We start from the raw sequence: 15,791 nt of genomic DNA on the forward strand, positions 1-15,791 counted from the left end.
GCTTATGGGAGTACGATAAGCTCATGGCAATAATATGAAGACGGATATAATTATAATCGGCGCGGGCCCAACTGGATTAATGGCAGCATGTCAATTGGCACGTTACGGGGTTAATTTTATTATTGTAGATAGAAAATCACAACCAACAGCAGAATCCAGAGCTATGCTGATTACCGCGCGGAGCCTTGAAATCTATCAACAAATGGGGGTTTCTCAAACGGTTATTGAACAAGGGAAATACATCCAAAATCTTTCAATTTTTATCAATGGGAAAGAAAAAGTCGCTTTCGCCATTGGTAAAGCAGGAGAAGGACTAACCGATTTTCCGGATATGCAAGTCTTTGAACAATCGCGTAACGAGGAACTTTTAAATGGGGTATTAATAGAACAGGACCATCCTGTTTGGTGGAATACGGAATTTATCAGCTTACACCAGCAAAGCGACCATGTAACTGTTCAACTGAAAAGGAATGGTACAAACGAAGCGATAACGATCAATGCGAAATATCTTATAGCTTGTGACGGGGCTAAGAGTAAAGTCCGGCATTTATTAAACTGCAAATTTGAAGGTGGCACGTATGAGAGTAGATTCTTTGTAGCCGACACGAGGATCAAATGGACGCAACCGCCTAACCAGGTAATTGCCGCTCCTTCCAAAATAAATTTCTGCGCGTTTTTTCCAATGTATGGAGATGATAATTATAGGGTATTGGGAACTATTCCCAAATGCTTTAAAAACAAGGAAGACTTCTCGTTTAAAGACCTGGAAACCCTCATTAAAACAACTACGCAAATTCCACTTTCGTTTGAAAACGTAAATTGGTTTGCTACCTACCAATTGCATTGTCGGTGCACGGATAGGTTTAAAGCTGGGCGATGTTTTTTAGCTGGTGACGCAGCTCATATCCATAGTCCGGCAGGAGGACAAGGAATGAATACAGGCTTACAGGATGCTTATAACTTATCCTGGAAACTCGCTATGGTACTTCAAAATAATGCGGGAGAAAAACTTTTGGATAGTTACCATTTAGAACGGTATCCCTTCGCGAGATGGCTGCTCAAATTTACTGACAGGATTTTTGCATTGATGACCAGCAGTAATTGGATAATCTCATGGTTGCGTACCAATTTAGCACCTTTATTGATCAACAAATTGGTCAATAAAAGGGCTACGGGTGTTAAGCTTTTTAAAATGTTTTCTCAGATATGGTACGCTTACAGAACCAGCCCATTATCTCTACACACGTCTAAACAAAAGCTGCAATTTAAAGCAGGAGACAGATTTCCTTATGTGCTGACCTTAATTGACAATAAACTACAAAGCTGCTACCATCTGCTGACAGAACCCAAATTTCATTTAGTAATTATTGGCCAAGAGGTTAACGCTGAAGAGAACAATTTAAACTTGTCAGAATTGAAGTCCATAATTAAAGTTATATATCTCACGTCATCAAAGGAATGGGAATCGCTTGGTATAAAGCAGAGACTTTACATTTTGGTAAGGCCCGACAGTTACATGGCCATGGTAAGTGACCACCTTGATCAAAAGATAATTCAAGGTTATTTTGACAGGCTATTTTAAATTCATTATGGTTCAGATCTTTACTTGCCGTTTGCGCTAATTCGTATAACTTTAGATATTATCCGGTAATTGATCCAGCGTGTCAAATCTTAATAATAATGTTTACCAACTTTAACAAAGCAGAACAAAAAATACGTTATCCCGAAGATAGACGATGGTTTATTGGCATTAAGCCTGTTGCGCTTGTTGTCCTATTAATTTTATTAATGATGACGGTTGGCCTTGCCTGGTTGCAATTTATCGTTTTTGGTTTACCAGCCGACCCTTCAAGGAGCCTTCCACCTTTGTCACCATCTGATCCAACAGGTTTTCCATTGTGGTTAAGTTTAAGCCACTGGGTAAACTTCTTTTTTTTAATTATGATTATCAGGAGCGGGCTTTCCATTTTAGCCGATCACCCTCGTTTGTACTGGAACCGGGGCTGTTCGCCAAGCTCGGAATGGCTTAGATTTACACCTATTAAGGTGCCTGATGACCGTGTTTACACCGCGAAAGAAGACGGACGTTATTTAAACCCAATTATTGGACTTCCCGGTTATCGGCATTCTGTGGGCATCGCCCGTGCCTGGCATTTTATTACGGTTCCGTTTTTCCTGCTTAATGGTGTCGTATTTATTACGCTGTTGTTTGTCACTAACCAATGGAAACGCCTCGTGCCGGTTTCATGGCAGATCATACCGGATTCCTGGAATGTTTTTGTACATTATGCTACCTTCCACATGCCTGTTGAACCTAACGGTTTTTATCATTTTAACGCCTTACAGCAAGTCTCCTATTTCGCGGTTGTTTTCCTGCTGGCGCCTATTGCTATGTTAAGCGGCATGTCTATGTCACCAGCGATTGAAAACCGTTTTCATTGGCTCCCTAAATTGTTTGGCAACAGACAAGGTGCACGTTCGGTGCACTTTTTAGTTATGCTGGCTTATTTGGCATTCATTATCGTCCATGTGGCTATGGTGGCTGCAACCGGGCTAACCCGGAACATGAACCATATTACTGTGAATACTGATAACCCTGTTAGCCATATGGGTTTATATATTGCATTAGGTATCATTTTATTTACCATTGCCTGTGGTTTCCTGGCACATTGGATCTCCTGGCAACGGCCACGCTATTTACAGCGGACAGAAGCTGCTATCAACGGTACATTGTGGCTAAACAGCATCAATAAATTCAAACCGAAGCTCTATTTCAAGCAAAAAGATATTTCACCTTACTTTTGGGTAAATGGCAATATGCCGGAATCTGAAGAGTGGAAAAAATTAGCCGCGAAAAAATTTAAAGATTTCAAGCTTTCGGTTGGCGGGCTGGTTGAAAACCCGGTTGAGTTATCACTCGACGAACTCAAACAGATGGGCCTGGAGCAAAATATCACCATGCACCATTGCATACAGGGTTGGTCGGGCATTGCGGAATGGGGCGGCCTGCCTATCAAGGCGTTGGTCGACCTTGTTAGGCCGCGCTCGTCAGTGACTACCGTTGTATTTTACTCTTTTGGGGAGGGGCTTTACGGCGGTACGTATTACGACACCCACACATTAGATAATTGCCTAAAGCCCGAATCTATTTTGGCCTGGGAAATGAACTACCAGCCACTGCCCGAAAAATACGGCGCCCCCCTCCGTTTACGGGTAGAAAACCAGTTAGGTTATAAAATGGTTAAATGGGTTTGCAAAATTGAGTTCTTAGAGACGCACGAACATGTTGGTAGAGGTTTTGGTGGGAAGAATGAGGATGATGAGTATTTTGATCTGCTCGCTGATACTTAATTAAGGTAGTGGGCGCTGCGAGATTTTTAAATGCAGTTTTTCTTTAACCACTTAGACAGCGTTGTTGATGTACTATTGTACAAATTTGCCCTGAAATTTGAAGATGTGCAATTATTTAATTGCCATGATTTCCGGTCGGAATGAATCCGACTTACTTTTTCCAGGTCCCTTTGGCATTCCCAATTTGCCATCGGATAGCTTTATAAATAGAGGCGCTTCTTTGGGCCTTTACTAAATCAGGTCGCGCCCTATTTCTGTCGCCAAAATATCCCTTTTAGCGCATATAAAACCCATCAAATTAATCACGAGGATTTAATTTCAACGATAGCTGGCATCGTATTGTTGCCCTCCTTTCCGAGCTTTGAAACGCCTCCATTCAACAGATCATAAAGCCGACATCAGTGAATGAAATTTGTCCCTGGAACCATTACCGGGGCATAGGCGATACTATCATTTGGACAAACAAGAACGTGGTGTTACGGAAGAAGTCGGTAAAAAATAAACTTCGGGCCGAATCGCTCCGGATAGTTCCTGGAAAATGTTCGTAAGTAGGAATGCACAATATTACCGGAGCCGCGATGCAGTTATGACAGGTCGGATCCAATTACAAAATTGACCGGTAGAGTGGAACGGCGTACTCTGTCTGCTGACATGGCTACGCCGTTTTTTGCGGAAATGATCCGCTAAGCTTGACTAGAATGGTGCAGGTTGATCCGCCCTCAGGTTAAGGATAGTTTTATTGATATAAGGAAAAAGCGCGATCAGGATGATGGTAAAGAATAACAACAAGCTGATCCCCTGATAATAATCCATCGCGAACCGGATCTGCCCCTGGGTATTGATCGATCTTACGACCAGGCGATCGGCTATTTTTGATGCCTGACCGGCCGGAATCCCTTTTGACAACAGCGCTTTTGTATGTTTCATGATCGTTTGTCCGGCAACCGGATTGATACGGCTGAGTTGCTCCTGAAAAGTATTATAATGCTTGCTCTTGGAAAAGAGTTCAAAAAAATTGATCAGCGCGATGCTCACCATAAATCCCAGGCACCGGACAAATAAACAAACGCCAGCAGCCGTGGCACCCAGCCGGAAAGGCACCGCCGAGATCGCAAAGACGATAGTTGGCGTCATTAACATACCGGCGCCAAGGCCTTGTATGACCAGGGGAATGATGAACTCGGATTCGTTAGCCTGCGTATTGAAAAGAAAAAACATCCAGTTATGGTAGATGAAAAGCAGAAGGAAACCGCTGATCAATATCAGTCTTGTCGGCCGGTGCTGCAGCACCAGGACACAGGAAAAGATCACGCCAACGATAATTCCGGAAATATTGTATAAATTGATATACGATAAGTGTATGGGGTCAAGGCCGAGTACGGTTACAAAATAAGTGGAAGTGAGGCCGGAAGCAAACCGGCAGATGTAAAAGATGAAAAGGACGATAGCCCCCAGCACAAAATTGCGGTAACGAAACGCGCCGAGTTCAAAATACGGGCGTTTTAAACGCCATTGTCTTAACAGGCACAGCGATAATAGCCCCGCACCTACGCTTAAACTAAAAACAATACGCTTGTCTTCCAGCCAATAATATTCCTGTCCGTAAACACAGGCATAACCGATCGTGCCCAGAAAGGCGGCGTAGAGTACAAAGCTCGCCCAGTCCAGCTGATAAAGCGGAAACTTAACATTTAATCGCACATTATTCATCACGATACCAAGCAATACCAGGCTTGGCGCATAGGAAAATATGGCGGCCTTATATAAGGTATTGAAGTTAAATGAATCGATCAGCTCAGCCGTAATAAAATTATCAAAGGGGATCATACAGATCAGCAGACCGAAAAAGATCGAGTAGCCGACCTCCCGCGCCCGTTCCGTTCTCAGCCGGCTAAAGATCAGCGCAAGGGATATATTGACCGTACAGGTGAAGGCCATACCCTGTAAGAACCTGCAGATAAACAGGAAGGCGAGACTCTGACTGACATAACAGATGTAACTGGTGAGGAGCTGAATGAACGTAATAATAAAGAAATATTCCTTGGTCGCCAGATACTGGAAAAACCTCCGCTCCAGCGAAAAGAAACTCGTATAGCCCACATAAAATAAGACGACGGCGAATTGAATGTCATACGGTTCACACCCGTAATAGCCTGCAGCGGCATTAATGTTGGATAGCGGTAAAAAGAAAAGTACAAGACTCGGTAATAAAACAATAAATAGAACCACCTTGATCAGCCAGTCCGGCACCCATGACCTAAAAATAGGGATGACCTTGCTCATGACCGCTGTTTGCTGATAGAAACATTAACGTTCATGCCTGCTTTGAGGAGATCGACTTCCTTTCGATCGCCGGTAAGCCGGATCCGGACAGGAACGCGCTGAACGATCTTTACATAGTTACCGGTAGAATTGTCGGGCGGTAACAGGGAAAAGCTGGAGCCTGTCGCCGGCGATAAAGAAATGATTACGCCCTTGAACTTTTTTCCCGGGTAAGCATCGGCTTCGATCTCCGCGGCCTCACCGATTTGCATGCCACCGATCTGCGTTTCCTTGTAATTGGCAACCACCCACTTGTCAGTTTCCTGGTCAACAATATAGGCCAGTACCTGTCCTGCATCGATCATCTGGCCTTTTTCAACATTCCGGCGGCCCATACGACAATTATACGGAGCGGTAATGACCGTATAGCTAACGTCAAGCTTGTGCCGGTCCAGTAAGGCGGACAACCTTTTTATCTCCGCATTAATGACAATCTGCTGGGCTTGCGTGTCCTTAATCTTTGATAAGGACGCCCTATAGTTTTTGTTGGCCGATAAGAGGTCGGCATCCGCAACATCCTTCAACGCCTGCACATTTTCGAGCTGCTGCTTGGTGGCGGATTCTACCTCGTATAATTTCTGATACCGGGCATAATCCAATTGCTGTTTGACCACTTTGGCTTCCGCCGCTGCGATCTGAGCGCGGTTAACCTCGGAGATTTCTGTTAACGTTTCGACATTACTTTCCAGAACCGTCAGTTGCGACCGAGCATTGAGCAAAGCAGCCTCCGTTTGCGCCTGCTGGATGACATATTCCCGATTATCGATCACGAGAAGCGTGTCACCCTTTTTCATATCCTGGTTTTCTTCAAACTTTACGGCTACAATGAAACCTCCGGCCCGCGAAATGACCGGATTGATATATTCCTGAACCTGGGCATCGTTAGTTTCTTCAAAATGGTAGAGTTCCCACAACGAAATGATCCCCCAACCTGCTAATACGAGGACGATAGCGCCCGCGATCCAGGCCGTAACACGGGTAATGAGGTGGTCCGTTACCGAATATTTGTTTTTCTTGTTCATGGTCTTTTTTATAAATTTCCTATGACGTTTTGCAGTTGATAGTATTGTAAGCTTGCGGCCATTTCGGCCGTAGCCAGATCGAAATGCGTTTGCAGTAATTGTACACTGGCATCCAGCAAGTCGGTAACTAAGGAGGTTTGATTAAAATAGGTATTGTTAACGATCCGGTGATTCTCTTTGGCCTGTTCGACGTTCACTTTGGCCACATCAACACCAATAAGCGCTTCTTTGTAGCGTAAGTAAGCCTCTTTAACCTGCTTCCTCACCTGGTCCTCTGTGTCAGCGTGTTCAATCTCCTGCTTTTTCAGCTCCAGCTCAGCTATTTTTTCTTTATGCCTGTTGAGGTAGATGGCTGAGATCGGAAAGGAAGCCCTGACCCCCGCGATGCCTAAAGAATACAGGTGTGGATTATAAGGGTAAAGAAATATCTGCGGATTAGCATAATAGAAATCGCCGTACAGACCGATCTTTAAGGAAACATTCGCTTTCACCGTTTTTAATTCGATCTTTTTCAGCTCTGTTTCCTGCTCAGACATGTGGTACTGAAACGAATGCGACACTGCTTCAGCCAGGTACGCTTCGTAGGTTTCCGGATGGGTGGTTTCGGCATTGGTGGGATCGGTCGGGATGACCACTTGCTCATCAGGCTCCCCGATGAGGATATTGAGCTTCTGGTTCGAAAGGCTGATATCATTTTCGATCGTAACAAGGGACAGTTTCTGTCGGGATAATTTCAGTTCCACGCGTAATACGTCGCTCTTTAACACGACACCGTTCTTCAGAAAATGCCTGATCTCTTCCAATTGCTTCTCCTGGTCAGCAATGTCTTTGATCATCAGCTGTTTAAAAATAAGGCTGCGCTGCAGTTCCAGATAACGGCTTGCTGCCCGGTACCTGATATCGGATATCGTCAGATTCTGCTGTTCTATCGCGATCTTGTCCCTCACCTTCTCTTCCGCGATCTTCAGGTTTGTTTTGCTGCCGTTGTAAATATTCAGGTAGCCGTCCGCGCCTATTTTGTAAAGGGTGTGTATAACTTCATGCTGGGTCGGCTTATTGAACAAGCCATGTTCATAAACGGGAATATTGCTGGCTTGTTCGAAATTGCCGCCAACCGATAGCTCCGGCAGACGTTCCGTGACCGCATCCCGGATCGCTTCTTTACTGCGCTGTACTTGCAGCCGCTGCATTTGGATGACCTTGCTGTGGACATCAGACTTTTGCCATACCTCCTGCAACGACAACGACAGCGGAATGCTCCCGGGGCCCTGTTGAGCACTGGACCGGCTGGCGGATGCCAGCAGGCAACCGTAAACAGCGACAAGTTTCGTATATCTATGCATATCTATTTTGGTCGCAAAAGTATGCCTAACGGAAGCACGCGGCTTTACGTAATAAGCCATATATTTTATCATTCCGGCCAAAATGGACAAGTTGAGGTAAATCATAGCTATCTTTCGCAACGATTTGAGCAAACCTTTGCGAAAATCATTTAGTTAATCCCATTTTGTTATGAGTTTAATAGCGTCATTGCCGGATATAGACCGGGAGGAACGATCCATTTACGTACTGCATGAAAAACTGGAACGCCTTATTCCGGTGCATCAGCATAGCAAAGGCCAGTTGTCCTACGTTGAAGGGGGCATTGCCTATGTACACATTCAAAACAAAACACTGGTTATTCCCGCCCGTCATTATTTCTGGATACCGCCTTGCCTGCCACATATTTTGAAAGTAAGCCATTCGGCGACCGTGTTACGTTCCATATTTTTCTATGCATTCGACGATGACAAAAATCCGTTCTATGGGAAAGTGGGAATTTACCCCATTAACGAACTGCTGCTGCAAATGATCAAGCATTCTGAACAATGGGAAGGGCAGATCAGGCCCGATGACGATCGTTATCAGTTCCTGGCAACGGTTAAAAATATCCTGCCGGAAATTAGTACCCGGGTGATGCCGATGGCGCTGCCCACAACGGACCATGAAAGGATGGTGACAGTGCTGTCTTTTATAGAAAAACAGATCGCGGAGCCGCACACCCTGGATAGCATCAGCGATCGTTTCGGCTTCAGCAACCGTTCACTCTCGCGGCTGTTTAGGTCGACTCTGGGTATTTCCTTTCTGCAGTATCTCAAGCTGCTAAGAATGGTAAAAGCGTTCGAAATGATCCTGGGAACCGATATGTCGATGACGGCGATCGCCTATGCGGTGGGCTACCACAGCCTTTCATCTTTTAGCACTGCATTTCACCAGTTCACAAACTTGTCACCATCAAGTTTCAATAGATATAAATCATGATACAGGAAAATACGCTTCAGCTGACGCTGATCTATCTTGGCGAAAAACATCAGGTCATGGTCAATACGTCCGCTTATTACAGCTTGATGACCCTGATCTCACACCATCTTGCCATACCTGGCTTTGGCCTGTGTTCCGGTATGGGCAGCTGCGGTACCTGCCTTGTTCAGCTCGTAGATCCAATTTCCTGCGTAAAAAGGCAAGTGCTGGCCTGTGGCACGAAAGTGGATCATCAGCTTTCCAACACCAGTATTGTTATACCGGATAAAGTTTACTAGCATATTTACAAATCCAGGTACCTCAAAAATTCATCTCTGGTGGCTTGTTCCAGAAAGGCCCCTGAGTATTCTGCGGTCACGGTACTGCTGGCGGTGTCTTTAATGCCCCTTGAGGAAACACAAAGATGAACAGCGTCGATCAGTACCGCGACATCTTCTGTTCCCAGTACCCTTTTCAGCTCTTCAGCAATTTGCCTGGTCAGCCGCTCCTGTACCTGCGGGCGCTGTGCAAAATAACGGGCGATCCGGTTTAGCTTGGACAGGCCGATAACTTTGCGGCTGGGGATATAGGCGATATGTGCCTTGCCAATGATGGGAACAAAGTGGTGCTCGCAATTGGAGTAAAGCACAATATTTTTTTCAACCAGCATTTGCCGGTACCCATACCGATTTTTAAAAAGTGCTATTTGAGGCTTGTTACGCGGGTCAAGGCCGCTGAAAATTTCTTTAACATACATCTTCCCCACCCGCAATGGGGTACCTTTCAGGCTGTCGTCGTTGAGGTCGAGTCCCAGTGTCTGCATGATCTCTTTAAAATGATACGCGATAAGTAAGATCTTTTCCTCATCATCCATATCAAATGCGTCAGCCCGTAGAGGTGTTTCCCATGAAGTTCCTATGTGTTCTTCACCTAATTCGTCAATCATATCACTCTTCGCCGTATTCGACGAAGTTTCGTTCTGTTTCATAAAGTACAAGTATTAATTTTTGTGGTATGGATGGTTTCAATAAATTATAGATCACCATGGCGATGTTTTCCGCGGTGGGGTTTAAACACGCAAATTCGGGCAGGTCAAGATTGAGATTTCGGTGGTCGAAACGACTTGTAATTTTTTCTTCAACGATATCTTTTAACGACTTGATGTCCATTACATAGCCCGTATCTGGCATGATATCGCCCGTAATTTTTACGATCAGTTCATAGTTATGCCCGTGATAATTGGGGTTGTTGCATTTTCCGAAAACCCCGCGGTTTTCTTCAGCGGTCCAACGGGGATTGTGAAGCCGGTGAGCGGCGTTAAAATGAAACCGCCGGCAGATGGTCGCTTTCATCAATGCTCTATAACGATCCACTTGTTTTCAATGCCTAATCGATGCAATAAACCGACCATATCTGTGGTGAATTCATCCGGTCCGCAGATATAAAAATGTTTCGGTTCCCGGCCGATACAAGCCGCAAGAAGGTCTTTGTCGATCACTTTCTTTGAAATGCCAGGCGGCCCGTTTCTAATAATGTCAATATAATCTTTACCCAAAAGCGACGTTAACTCGTCTTTTAAAATGATATCCACGGGCGAATGATTGGCGAATAATAAGGTATTGCCCGCCAGCAGGCCGGTTTTTTTCAGTTGCCGGAATATCGCAATAAAAGGCGTGACCCCTGCTCCGCCGGCGATAAAGACGCCAGGCCCGTGATAAGCAATAGCGCCAAAAACCTCATGGATCAGGAGCTCATCTCCCGGGCCAAGTTTCGCCAATTGTTCGGTAACACCGTTATGGCCGGTATAGATTTTGATCGTGAATTCCAGGAAATCCGCATCAGGAACCGATGTAAAGGTAAAAGGCCGGCATTGATCAGTCCATCCGGGCCGGTTGATGGCTACATCTGTAGCCTGGCCCGGTATAAATTCATACCCAGCCGGTTTTTCAACAACAAAACGTTTTACATTATGGGTCAGATGACCAACTGCTAAGATCTTAACGATATGCTTTTCCATTATGCGGCTGTTAACTGTTTGCGCGCAGAAAGCCTGGCCAATGAATACGCTCCTATAGCCATAACAATATCGCGAACCGCAACATCCAGGTAGCTGCCGGAACTCAGTAGCGTAAGGGCGATGAGCAACAGCCAGGCGCTCACGATCCAGCCGCCTGCCTGGGGTCTGGTTAATACGATAAAACCGGCTATGATCTCTATTACGCCAACAAGCATCATAAAAATGTGGGCGTCAAAAGGCAGGAGCCTTTTCATGGCGGGACTAAGGTACTGTTCCCAGTTCGTCAACAGATTTAGAAACTTGTCTGCCCCGGCCACGATGGGCACCAGCCCGTAAGTAAATCTTAACAGGGTCTGCACCTGATTTACATTTTTTGTTTGTGTTTGCATGATTTCTTTTATTGATATACCTGTTAGAGTACGGCGTTTTGAAAAGGGTTACAAAATTCACAAAACAGCGTAACTCCCATTTAACTATCTTTATTTTGTAACCCTTTACGATTTTGATACTCTATTAAAATACAGCCGATATGTTATGGAGAGACCTCAAGTAAATAATGTAAGTGATGACGAACTCGTTGACCGGATAGTTAAAGGGGAACCGCGTCTTTATGAAAGCCTGATGCGCAAATATAATTCCAGGATGTACCGGATCAGCATGTCAATTGTTAATGATGACGCCGAGGCGGAGGACATTATGCAGATCTCGTATCTGAATGCTTACCGGCAATTAAGTAATTACCGCCAGCAGTCCAGTTTTGCCACCTGGCTCACCCGTATCCTTATTAATGAAAGTTTACTGCATAAAAAGAGAAACACAAAAAAAGAAAAAGCATTGATGGAAACAGCGTTTACTGATGAGCATCATGAAACCCCGTTGAGCAATCTGATGAACAAGGAATTAAAGGCCATCCTGGAAGGTGCCGTAGCCAGCCTGCCTGAAAAATACCGCCTTGTTTTTGTTATGCGGGAAGTACAGGGAATGAGCACCAATGAAACGATGGAAGTGCTGGCTTTGGGCGAATCCAACGTTAAGATTCGCCTGGCGCGTGCAAAAGACATGCTTCGGGCCGAACTCAACAAAAACTGGAAACCGGAACAGATCTACGAGTTTAACCTTGTCAGGTGCGATGTAGTCGTCGATCATGTCATGGCAATCATCAAAAATGACTGACCTATTAACAATTATCATTTATCCGGTTAGATTTTAACCGCTTATTTTGTTAAGCTATAGCTTAAACCGTTGAAACCATAGTAAAGACAAGCAACTTAGTAATACTTTTCATTTATTTCAAGCGTATCGTATGAATGGGGGTTGTTTTAGAAAAATTTGGTAAATCAGTTTAATCTGTTTATATTTGCAGATTGAAACGTTTAAATACACATACGATTCCTGCAAGCACACACGCTTGTCCTGCCAAATTGTTTTTGGAGCAGAAAGGACTATGCCCGAACGTTTTACCTTCGTTTTTCCCTAAACGTCATTTTTATTCTGCTTACAAGGATTTTAACACTGTAGCCTCAGCCATCTAAATTCAATTTAGGCTGAGGGTTCTGCTACTTTTTTCCAACAGTTAAAATCCTTTTCTTTATGTTTCCTATTATCAGAAGAATTTCGGTGCAAGCCGTAATTGTTACTTTTTTCGCATTTTTTTGTTTAACGGCTTGGCTGGCGGTGTTTTTTTTGAATGCCTGCTGGCTTTGGGCGGCTATTCCGGCAACCGGATTGCTTACTCTGGCCTTTGCAGATATTCGACAGCATCAACACAGTATACTCCGGAACTATCCCGTGGTTGGTCATCTGCGTTCTCTTTTTGAGGCTTTTCGCCCCGAACTCAGACAATATTTCTGGGAGTCCGACCTGGATGGCAAACCGTTCAGCCGCCGGCAACGGAGCCTGGTCTATCAACGGTCCAAGGAAAGCCAGGAAACGGTGGCATTCGGCACGCAACTTGATGTTGGCGCAGCCGGCCATGAATGGATCGCGCATTCCATATATCCCAGCCTTTTCAAGGGTGACCTGCATATTATGATCGGGAATAAACAATGTGCGCAACCCTATAAATCCAGTATATTAAATATTGGCGCCCTTAGTTTTGGCGCACTTAGCGACGCCGCGATCAGTGCACTGAACCAGGGGGCCAAAATCGGCGGATTCGCACAGAATACCGGCGAGGGAGGCATTAGCCCCTATCATCTTATGGGAGGCGACCTCATTTGGCAGATCGGGACGGGCTATTTCGGCTGCCGGGACGCCTTTGGCAGGTTTGATGCGGATTTGTTTAAATCCGTCGCAGTTAACCCGCTGGTGAAAATGATAGAACTGAAGCTGTCCCAGGGCGCAAAGCCTGGCCTTGGCGGAATGTTGCCGGCCAGTAAGAATACCGCTGAAATCGCCGGGATAAGAAACATCACTCCGGGGACGGATGTAATCTCTCCGGCCGGACATACTGCGTTTTCAAATGCAAAAGATATGATCCGCTTTGTCGGAAAATTAAGAAGCCTGTCGGACGGAAAACCGGTCGGGATTAAACTTTGTATCGGTTCAAAGCGTGAATTCAGGGAAATCTGTGACGCCATTTACGCGGGTAATATTATTCCTGATTTTATAACCATCGACGGGGCCGAAGGCGGTACAGGGGCGGCACCGGTAGAATTCAGTGATCACGTGGGCATGCCCCTTTATGAAGCAATAGCATTCGCGGCACGTGTACTCAGGGAGTATCACCTGGAAAAATCCATCAGGATCATCGCCTCCGGAAAAATAACGGACGGCTTCGACATCATCAGGGCGCTCGCGCTTGGTGCGAGCGGCTGTTATAGCGCAAGGGCGATGATGTTTTCCCTGGGCTGTATACAGGCGCTACAGTGCCATAGTGACAAATGCCCGGTTGGTATCGCGACCCAGGACCGTTCAAGAGTACACGGGCTTGTCGCGTCAGACAAGCGGGTGAGGGTAGCGAATTACCACAGGAATACCCTGAAGGCAACGGTTAAACTATTGGAGGCATGCGGCTGCGAAGACCTTTCCGAAATCGACCCCGCAAATATTTTCAGGAAGCTGAAAGAGGGCCGGTCAGCCAGTTACCAGGCCATCTATTTCGCTGAAAGCGAAGACATGCAAAGCTTGCTTGAAGTAAGTAGTTTTAATTAACACTTCCTCATAACAGTTAACAAAAATCATTCATCTATAAATAGCAAGATTATGAAAACACAAATCAATCACACCGCCGCAAATTCCATCATTCTTACCACCGGCATGTTCGACCTTTTAAAAGAACAGGTCAGAAAAAAAAAGTTAACCAAGTTCAATGAGGAAAAGATCATCCGGGAACTCAAAGGTGCTACGCAGGTGCTTCGGAGCCAGTTACCGCCGGATGTAGTGGACGTAAATACCAGGGTTTCGCTGTTGGACCTTACAGATAATACAGAGGTAGCCTATGATTTCGTTACCCATGAAAAAGCACGGAGAAAGAACGGTACGGAATCAATTCTATCGCCTATTGGAGTGGCCATCGTCGGCTATAGGGAAGGTGACGAAGTATCCTGGCAAACCGAAGGCCGTATTAAAAAATACCTGATCAAAGGCGTGTCCAGGATTTAACGGGCACCAAACTAATCATCGTTTAACAACGCCAATGTTTAATATTGGACTAATTCGCAGCCTTAATGGGCTGAACAAAAAATAAAAAATGCCATAACGATTGACCGCAAACATTTAGCGGCCAACTTGTTATAATTAAGAGATCATGTTCATAAACAATACGCCATATCGCCAGCAGCGGAACGGACTTGCAAAAAGCAGCCCGTGCGCGATAGCTATGGCCGGAATTGTTTACTCCTTCAACTATCACTTGCCGAAGGCATTTATTCAAAGCAGCAAGGACTTTATTTATTAAGCCCCGGGCAATAGCGCCTGGGGCCGGTATGAAACACCCGTTTTTTCACTGTATGATAAAGTAATGATGATCCATTTTCAAAAGAAATATTTTAAGCTGCTGCATTTTAAATGCTGCCAAATACAGGCGTCTTTCCTGCTATATGGCTTATCTGTGCCCGTACATTTTCGTTTCAGCTTTTTTGCCCGGACCACCAGCAAAGACTTTATAAAGTAAGTCCCGAATTTACGGGACCGACTTACTGAGCATTGCCGGGGGAAATACCATCCGGCCATACAGGGGCTGAAAACAGCCTGCACCTGCTGCGCAGTAGCCGCCTGATTAACCGGGTGAGGTACTGCCGATAAATAACTAATTATTGATTTAAATTTCATGTTATGAATACGTTCACAGAAAATTCTCTTATGGTCGTCAGTCTGCTGCTGACGATTATTGTACCCTCTGTAGCATTGGTCTGTCTGGAAAGACGCAAGCGGAGAAAAACACTTTTAGCCACTTTAGAAAACACGGCGAGCAGCAACGGCTTGGACCTGTCCAGGATCAACTACCTGGATGGTAAAGTTATTGCCTGGGACCAAAGTAAAAAAATGCTGCTTTTCACCTATATCATGAATGACCGCCCGACGATGATCGATCTTAATCCGATCTCCAGGTGTTATGTCGTGAGGAAAAAAAATGGCAGGGATACAACCTCGATCCTGTTACAGATCGAAGACGCAAATAAACGTGTGCGTCACAGTATCCCGTTTTACGAACAGTTTACCGATAGGGAGGGAAACGTTGAAAAATTTGATGTTTACTCACGGGAATGGGCGCATTTGATCAATAGCAACCTGAGCGCTGGAACTCAGCCATCAGACTTGCCTGAATAAGGACAGATAACAGAATTCAAAACATTAAT

16 protein-coding genes are annotated in these 15,791 nt (G+C 45.1%); 8 read left to right on the forward strand and 8 right to left on the reverse strand.

Annotated features, from left to right (window positions below; translation table 11 throughout):
- Window positions 1–34: 34 nt before the first annotated feature.
- Both NPE20_RS10305 and NPE20_RS10310 read left to right on the forward strand, forming a co-directional pair.
- The gene (locus NPE20_RS10305) at window positions 35–1,582 is read left to right on the forward strand and encodes an FAD-dependent monooxygenase (RefSeq protein ID WP_256538537.1); all 1,548 of its coding nucleotides are present in this window, start codon (window positions 35–37) and stop codon (window positions 1,580–1,582) included.
- A gap of 98 nt (window positions 1,583–1,680) precedes the next feature.
- Window positions 1,681–3,351 (forward strand): molybdopterin-dependent oxidoreductase, encoded by a 1,671-nt coding sequence (locus tag NPE20_RS10310; protein ID WP_256538538.1) that lies wholly within the window; start codon window positions 1,681–1,683, stop codon window positions 3,349–3,351.
- A 693-nt stretch (window positions 3,352–4,044) separates the two neighbouring features.
- Here the strand turns inward: NPE20_RS10310 and NPE20_RS10315 are convergent.
- Genes NPE20_RS10315 through NPE20_RS10325 form a run of 3 tightly spaced genes read right to left on the reverse strand, consistent with a single transcriptional unit; the run spans window position 4,045 to window position 8,038 of the window.
- Window positions 4,045–5,634, reverse strand: coding sequence for an MFS transporter (locus NPE20_RS10315; RefSeq protein ID WP_256538539.1), 1,590 nt, complete (start codon window positions 5,632–5,634; stop codon window positions 4,045–4,047).
- Complete coding sequence (locus tag NPE20_RS10320; RefSeq protein WP_256538540.1) at window positions 5,631–6,695, reverse strand: HlyD family secretion protein; 1,065 nt, start codon at window positions 6,693–6,695, stop codon at window positions 5,631–5,633. The genes NPE20_RS10315 and NPE20_RS10320 overlap by 4 nt, the downstream gene beginning before the upstream one ends.
- Window positions 6,696–6,703: 8 nt before the next feature.
- The gene (locus NPE20_RS10325; RefSeq protein ID WP_256538541.1) at window positions 6,704–8,038 is read right to left on the reverse strand and encodes a TolC family protein; all 1,335 of its coding nucleotides are present in this window, start codon (window positions 8,036–8,038) and stop codon (window positions 6,704–6,706) included.
- A gap of 169 nt (window positions 8,039–8,207) precedes the next feature.
- Here NPE20_RS10325 and NPE20_RS10330 point away from each other — a divergent pair, with 169 nt between their 5' ends.
- Window positions 8,208–8,996, forward strand: coding sequence for an AraC family transcriptional regulator (locus NPE20_RS10330; RefSeq protein ID WP_256538542.1), 789 nt, complete (start codon window positions 8,208–8,210; stop codon window positions 8,994–8,996).
- A gap of 98 nt (window positions 8,997–9,094) precedes the next feature.
- Here NPE20_RS10330 and NPE20_RS10335 read toward each other — a convergent pair whose 3' ends face one another.
- Genes NPE20_RS10335 through NPE20_RS10355 form a run of 5 tightly spaced genes read right to left on the reverse strand, consistent with a single transcriptional unit; the run spans window position 9,095 to window position 11,381 of the window.
- Window positions 9,095–9,277: a hypothetical protein gene (locus NPE20_RS10335; RefSeq protein WP_256538543.1), complete on the reverse strand. Its 183-nt coding sequence runs from the start codon at window positions 9,275–9,277 to the stop codon at window positions 9,095–9,097.
- 2 nt (window positions 9,278–9,279) lie between these two features.
- Entirely contained in the window at window positions 9,280–9,963 is a 684-nt protein-coding gene (folE, locus tag NPE20_RS10340) for a GTP cyclohydrolase I FolE (RefSeq protein ID WP_256538544.1), read from the reverse strand.
- Entirely contained in the window at window positions 9,923–10,327 is a 405-nt protein-coding gene (locus NPE20_RS10345; RefSeq protein WP_256538545.1) for a 6-pyruvoyl trahydropterin synthase family protein, read from the reverse strand. Before NPE20_RS10345 ends, folE begins: the two co-directional genes overlap by 41 nt.
- A complete protein-coding gene (locus tag NPE20_RS10350) occupies window positions 10,327–10,992 on the reverse strand; it encodes a ferredoxin reductase domain-containing protein (protein ID WP_256538546.1) in 666 nt (221 codons plus the stop codon). Before NPE20_RS10350 ends, NPE20_RS10345 begins: the two co-directional genes overlap by 1 nt.
- A complete protein-coding gene (locus NPE20_RS10355) occupies window positions 10,992–11,381 on the reverse strand; it encodes a hypothetical protein (protein WP_256538547.1) in 390 nt (129 codons plus the stop codon). The genes NPE20_RS10350 and NPE20_RS10355 overlap by 1 nt, the downstream gene beginning before the upstream one ends.
- Before the next feature lie 145 nt (window positions 11,382–11,526).
- Here NPE20_RS10355 and NPE20_RS10360 point away from each other — a divergent pair, with 145 nt between their 5' ends.
- The 5 genes from NPE20_RS10360 to NPE20_RS10380 all read left to right on the forward strand — a co-directional run bounded on the left by NPE20_RS10360 (window position 11,527) and on the right by NPE20_RS10380 (window position 15,762).
- On the forward strand, window positions 11,527–12,165 hold the full coding sequence (locus tag NPE20_RS10360; protein WP_256538548.1) for a sigma-70 family RNA polymerase sigma factor: 639 nt from the start codon (window positions 11,527–11,529) through the stop codon (window positions 12,163–12,165).
- 417 nt (window positions 12,166–12,582) lie between these two features.
- Window positions 12,583–14,145, forward strand: a complete 1,563-nt coding sequence (locus NPE20_RS10365; RefSeq protein WP_256538549.1) for an FMN-binding glutamate synthase family protein — start codon at window positions 12,583–12,585, stop codon at window positions 14,143–14,145.
- A 51-nt stretch (window positions 14,146–14,196) separates the two neighbouring features.
- Window positions 14,197–14,595, forward strand: a complete 399-nt coding sequence (locus NPE20_RS10370) for a GreA/GreB family elongation factor (protein ID WP_256538550.1) — start codon at window positions 14,197–14,199, stop codon at window positions 14,593–14,595.
- A gap of 145 nt (window positions 14,596–14,740) precedes the next feature.
- Window positions 14,741–14,890 (forward strand): hypothetical protein, encoded by a 150-nt coding sequence (locus NPE20_RS10375; protein WP_256538551.1) that lies wholly within the window; start codon window positions 14,741–14,743, stop codon window positions 14,888–14,890.
- A 404-nt stretch (window positions 14,891–15,294) separates the two neighbouring features.
- Window positions 15,295–15,762: a hypothetical protein gene (locus NPE20_RS10380; RefSeq protein WP_256538552.1), complete on the forward strand. Its 468-nt coding sequence runs from the start codon at window positions 15,295–15,297 to the stop codon at window positions 15,760–15,762.
- Window positions 15,763–15,791 lie beyond the last annotated feature (29 nt).

This window comes from Mucilaginibacter aquariorum (assembly GCF_024498135.1).
GTDB lineage: Bacteria > Bacteroidota > Bacteroidia > Sphingobacteriales > Sphingobacteriaceae > Mucilaginibacter > Mucilaginibacter aquariorum.

Excerpts from the sequence above, each read along its gene's own strand:
- NPE20_RS10355 (WP_256538547.1), bottom strand. The coding sequence starts at position 11,381 with ATGCAAACACAAACAAAAAATGTAAATCAGGTGCAGACCCTGTTAAGA.
- NPE20_RS10320 (WP_256538540.1), bottom strand. The coding sequence starts at position 6,695 with ATGAACAAGAAAAACAAATATTCGGTAACGGACCACCTCATTACCCGT.
- NPE20_RS10315 (WP_256538539.1), bottom strand. The coding sequence starts at position 5,634 with ATGAGCAAGGTCATCCCTATTTTTAGGTCATGGGTGCCGGACTGGCTG.
- NPE20_RS10350 (WP_256538546.1), bottom strand. The coding sequence starts at position 10,992 with ATGGAAAAGCATATCGTTAAGATCTTAGCAGTTGGTCATCTGACCCAT.
- NPE20_RS10375 (WP_256538551.1), top strand. The coding sequence starts at position 14,741 with ATGTTCATAAACAATACGCCATATCGCCAGCAGCGGAACGGACTTGCA.
- NPE20_RS10360 (WP_256538548.1), top strand. The coding sequence starts at position 11,527 with ATGGAGAGACCTCAAGTAAATAATGTAAGTGATGACGAACTCGTTGAC.
- NPE20_RS10380 (WP_256538552.1), top strand. The coding sequence starts at position 15,295 with ATGGTCGTCAGTCTGCTGCTGACGATTATTGTACCCTCTGTAGCATTG.
- NPE20_RS10365 (WP_256538549.1), top strand. The coding sequence starts at position 12,583 with ATGTTTCCTATTATCAGAAGAATTTCGGTGCAAGCCGTAATTGTTACT.
- NPE20_RS10370 (WP_256538550.1), top strand. The coding sequence starts at position 14,197 with ATGAAAACACAAATCAATCACACCGCCGCAAATTCCATCATTCTTACC.
- folE (WP_256538544.1), bottom strand. The coding sequence starts at position 9,963 with ATGAAACAGAACGAAACTTCGTCGAATACGGCGAAGAGTGATATGATT.
- NPE20_RS10335 (WP_256538543.1), bottom strand. The coding sequence starts at position 9,277 with ATGCTAGTAAACTTTATCCGGTATAACAATACTGGTGTTGGAAAGCTG.
- NPE20_RS10345 (WP_256538545.1), bottom strand. The coding sequence starts at position 10,327 with ATGAAAGCGACCATCTGCCGGCGGTTTCATTTTAACGCCGCTCACCGG.
- NPE20_RS10310 (WP_256538538.1), top strand. The coding sequence starts at position 1,681 with ATGTTTACCAACTTTAACAAAGCAGAACAAAAAATACGTTATCCCGAA.
- NPE20_RS10325 (WP_256538541.1), bottom strand. The coding sequence starts at position 8,038 with ATGCATAGATATACGAAACTTGTCGCTGTTTACGGTTGCCTGCTGGCA.
- NPE20_RS10330 (WP_256538542.1), top strand. The coding sequence starts at position 8,208 with ATGAGTTTAATAGCGTCATTGCCGGATATAGACCGGGAGGAACGATCC.
- NPE20_RS10305 (WP_256538537.1), top strand. The coding sequence starts at position 35 with ATGAAGACGGATATAATTATAATCGGCGCGGGCCCAACTGGATTAATG.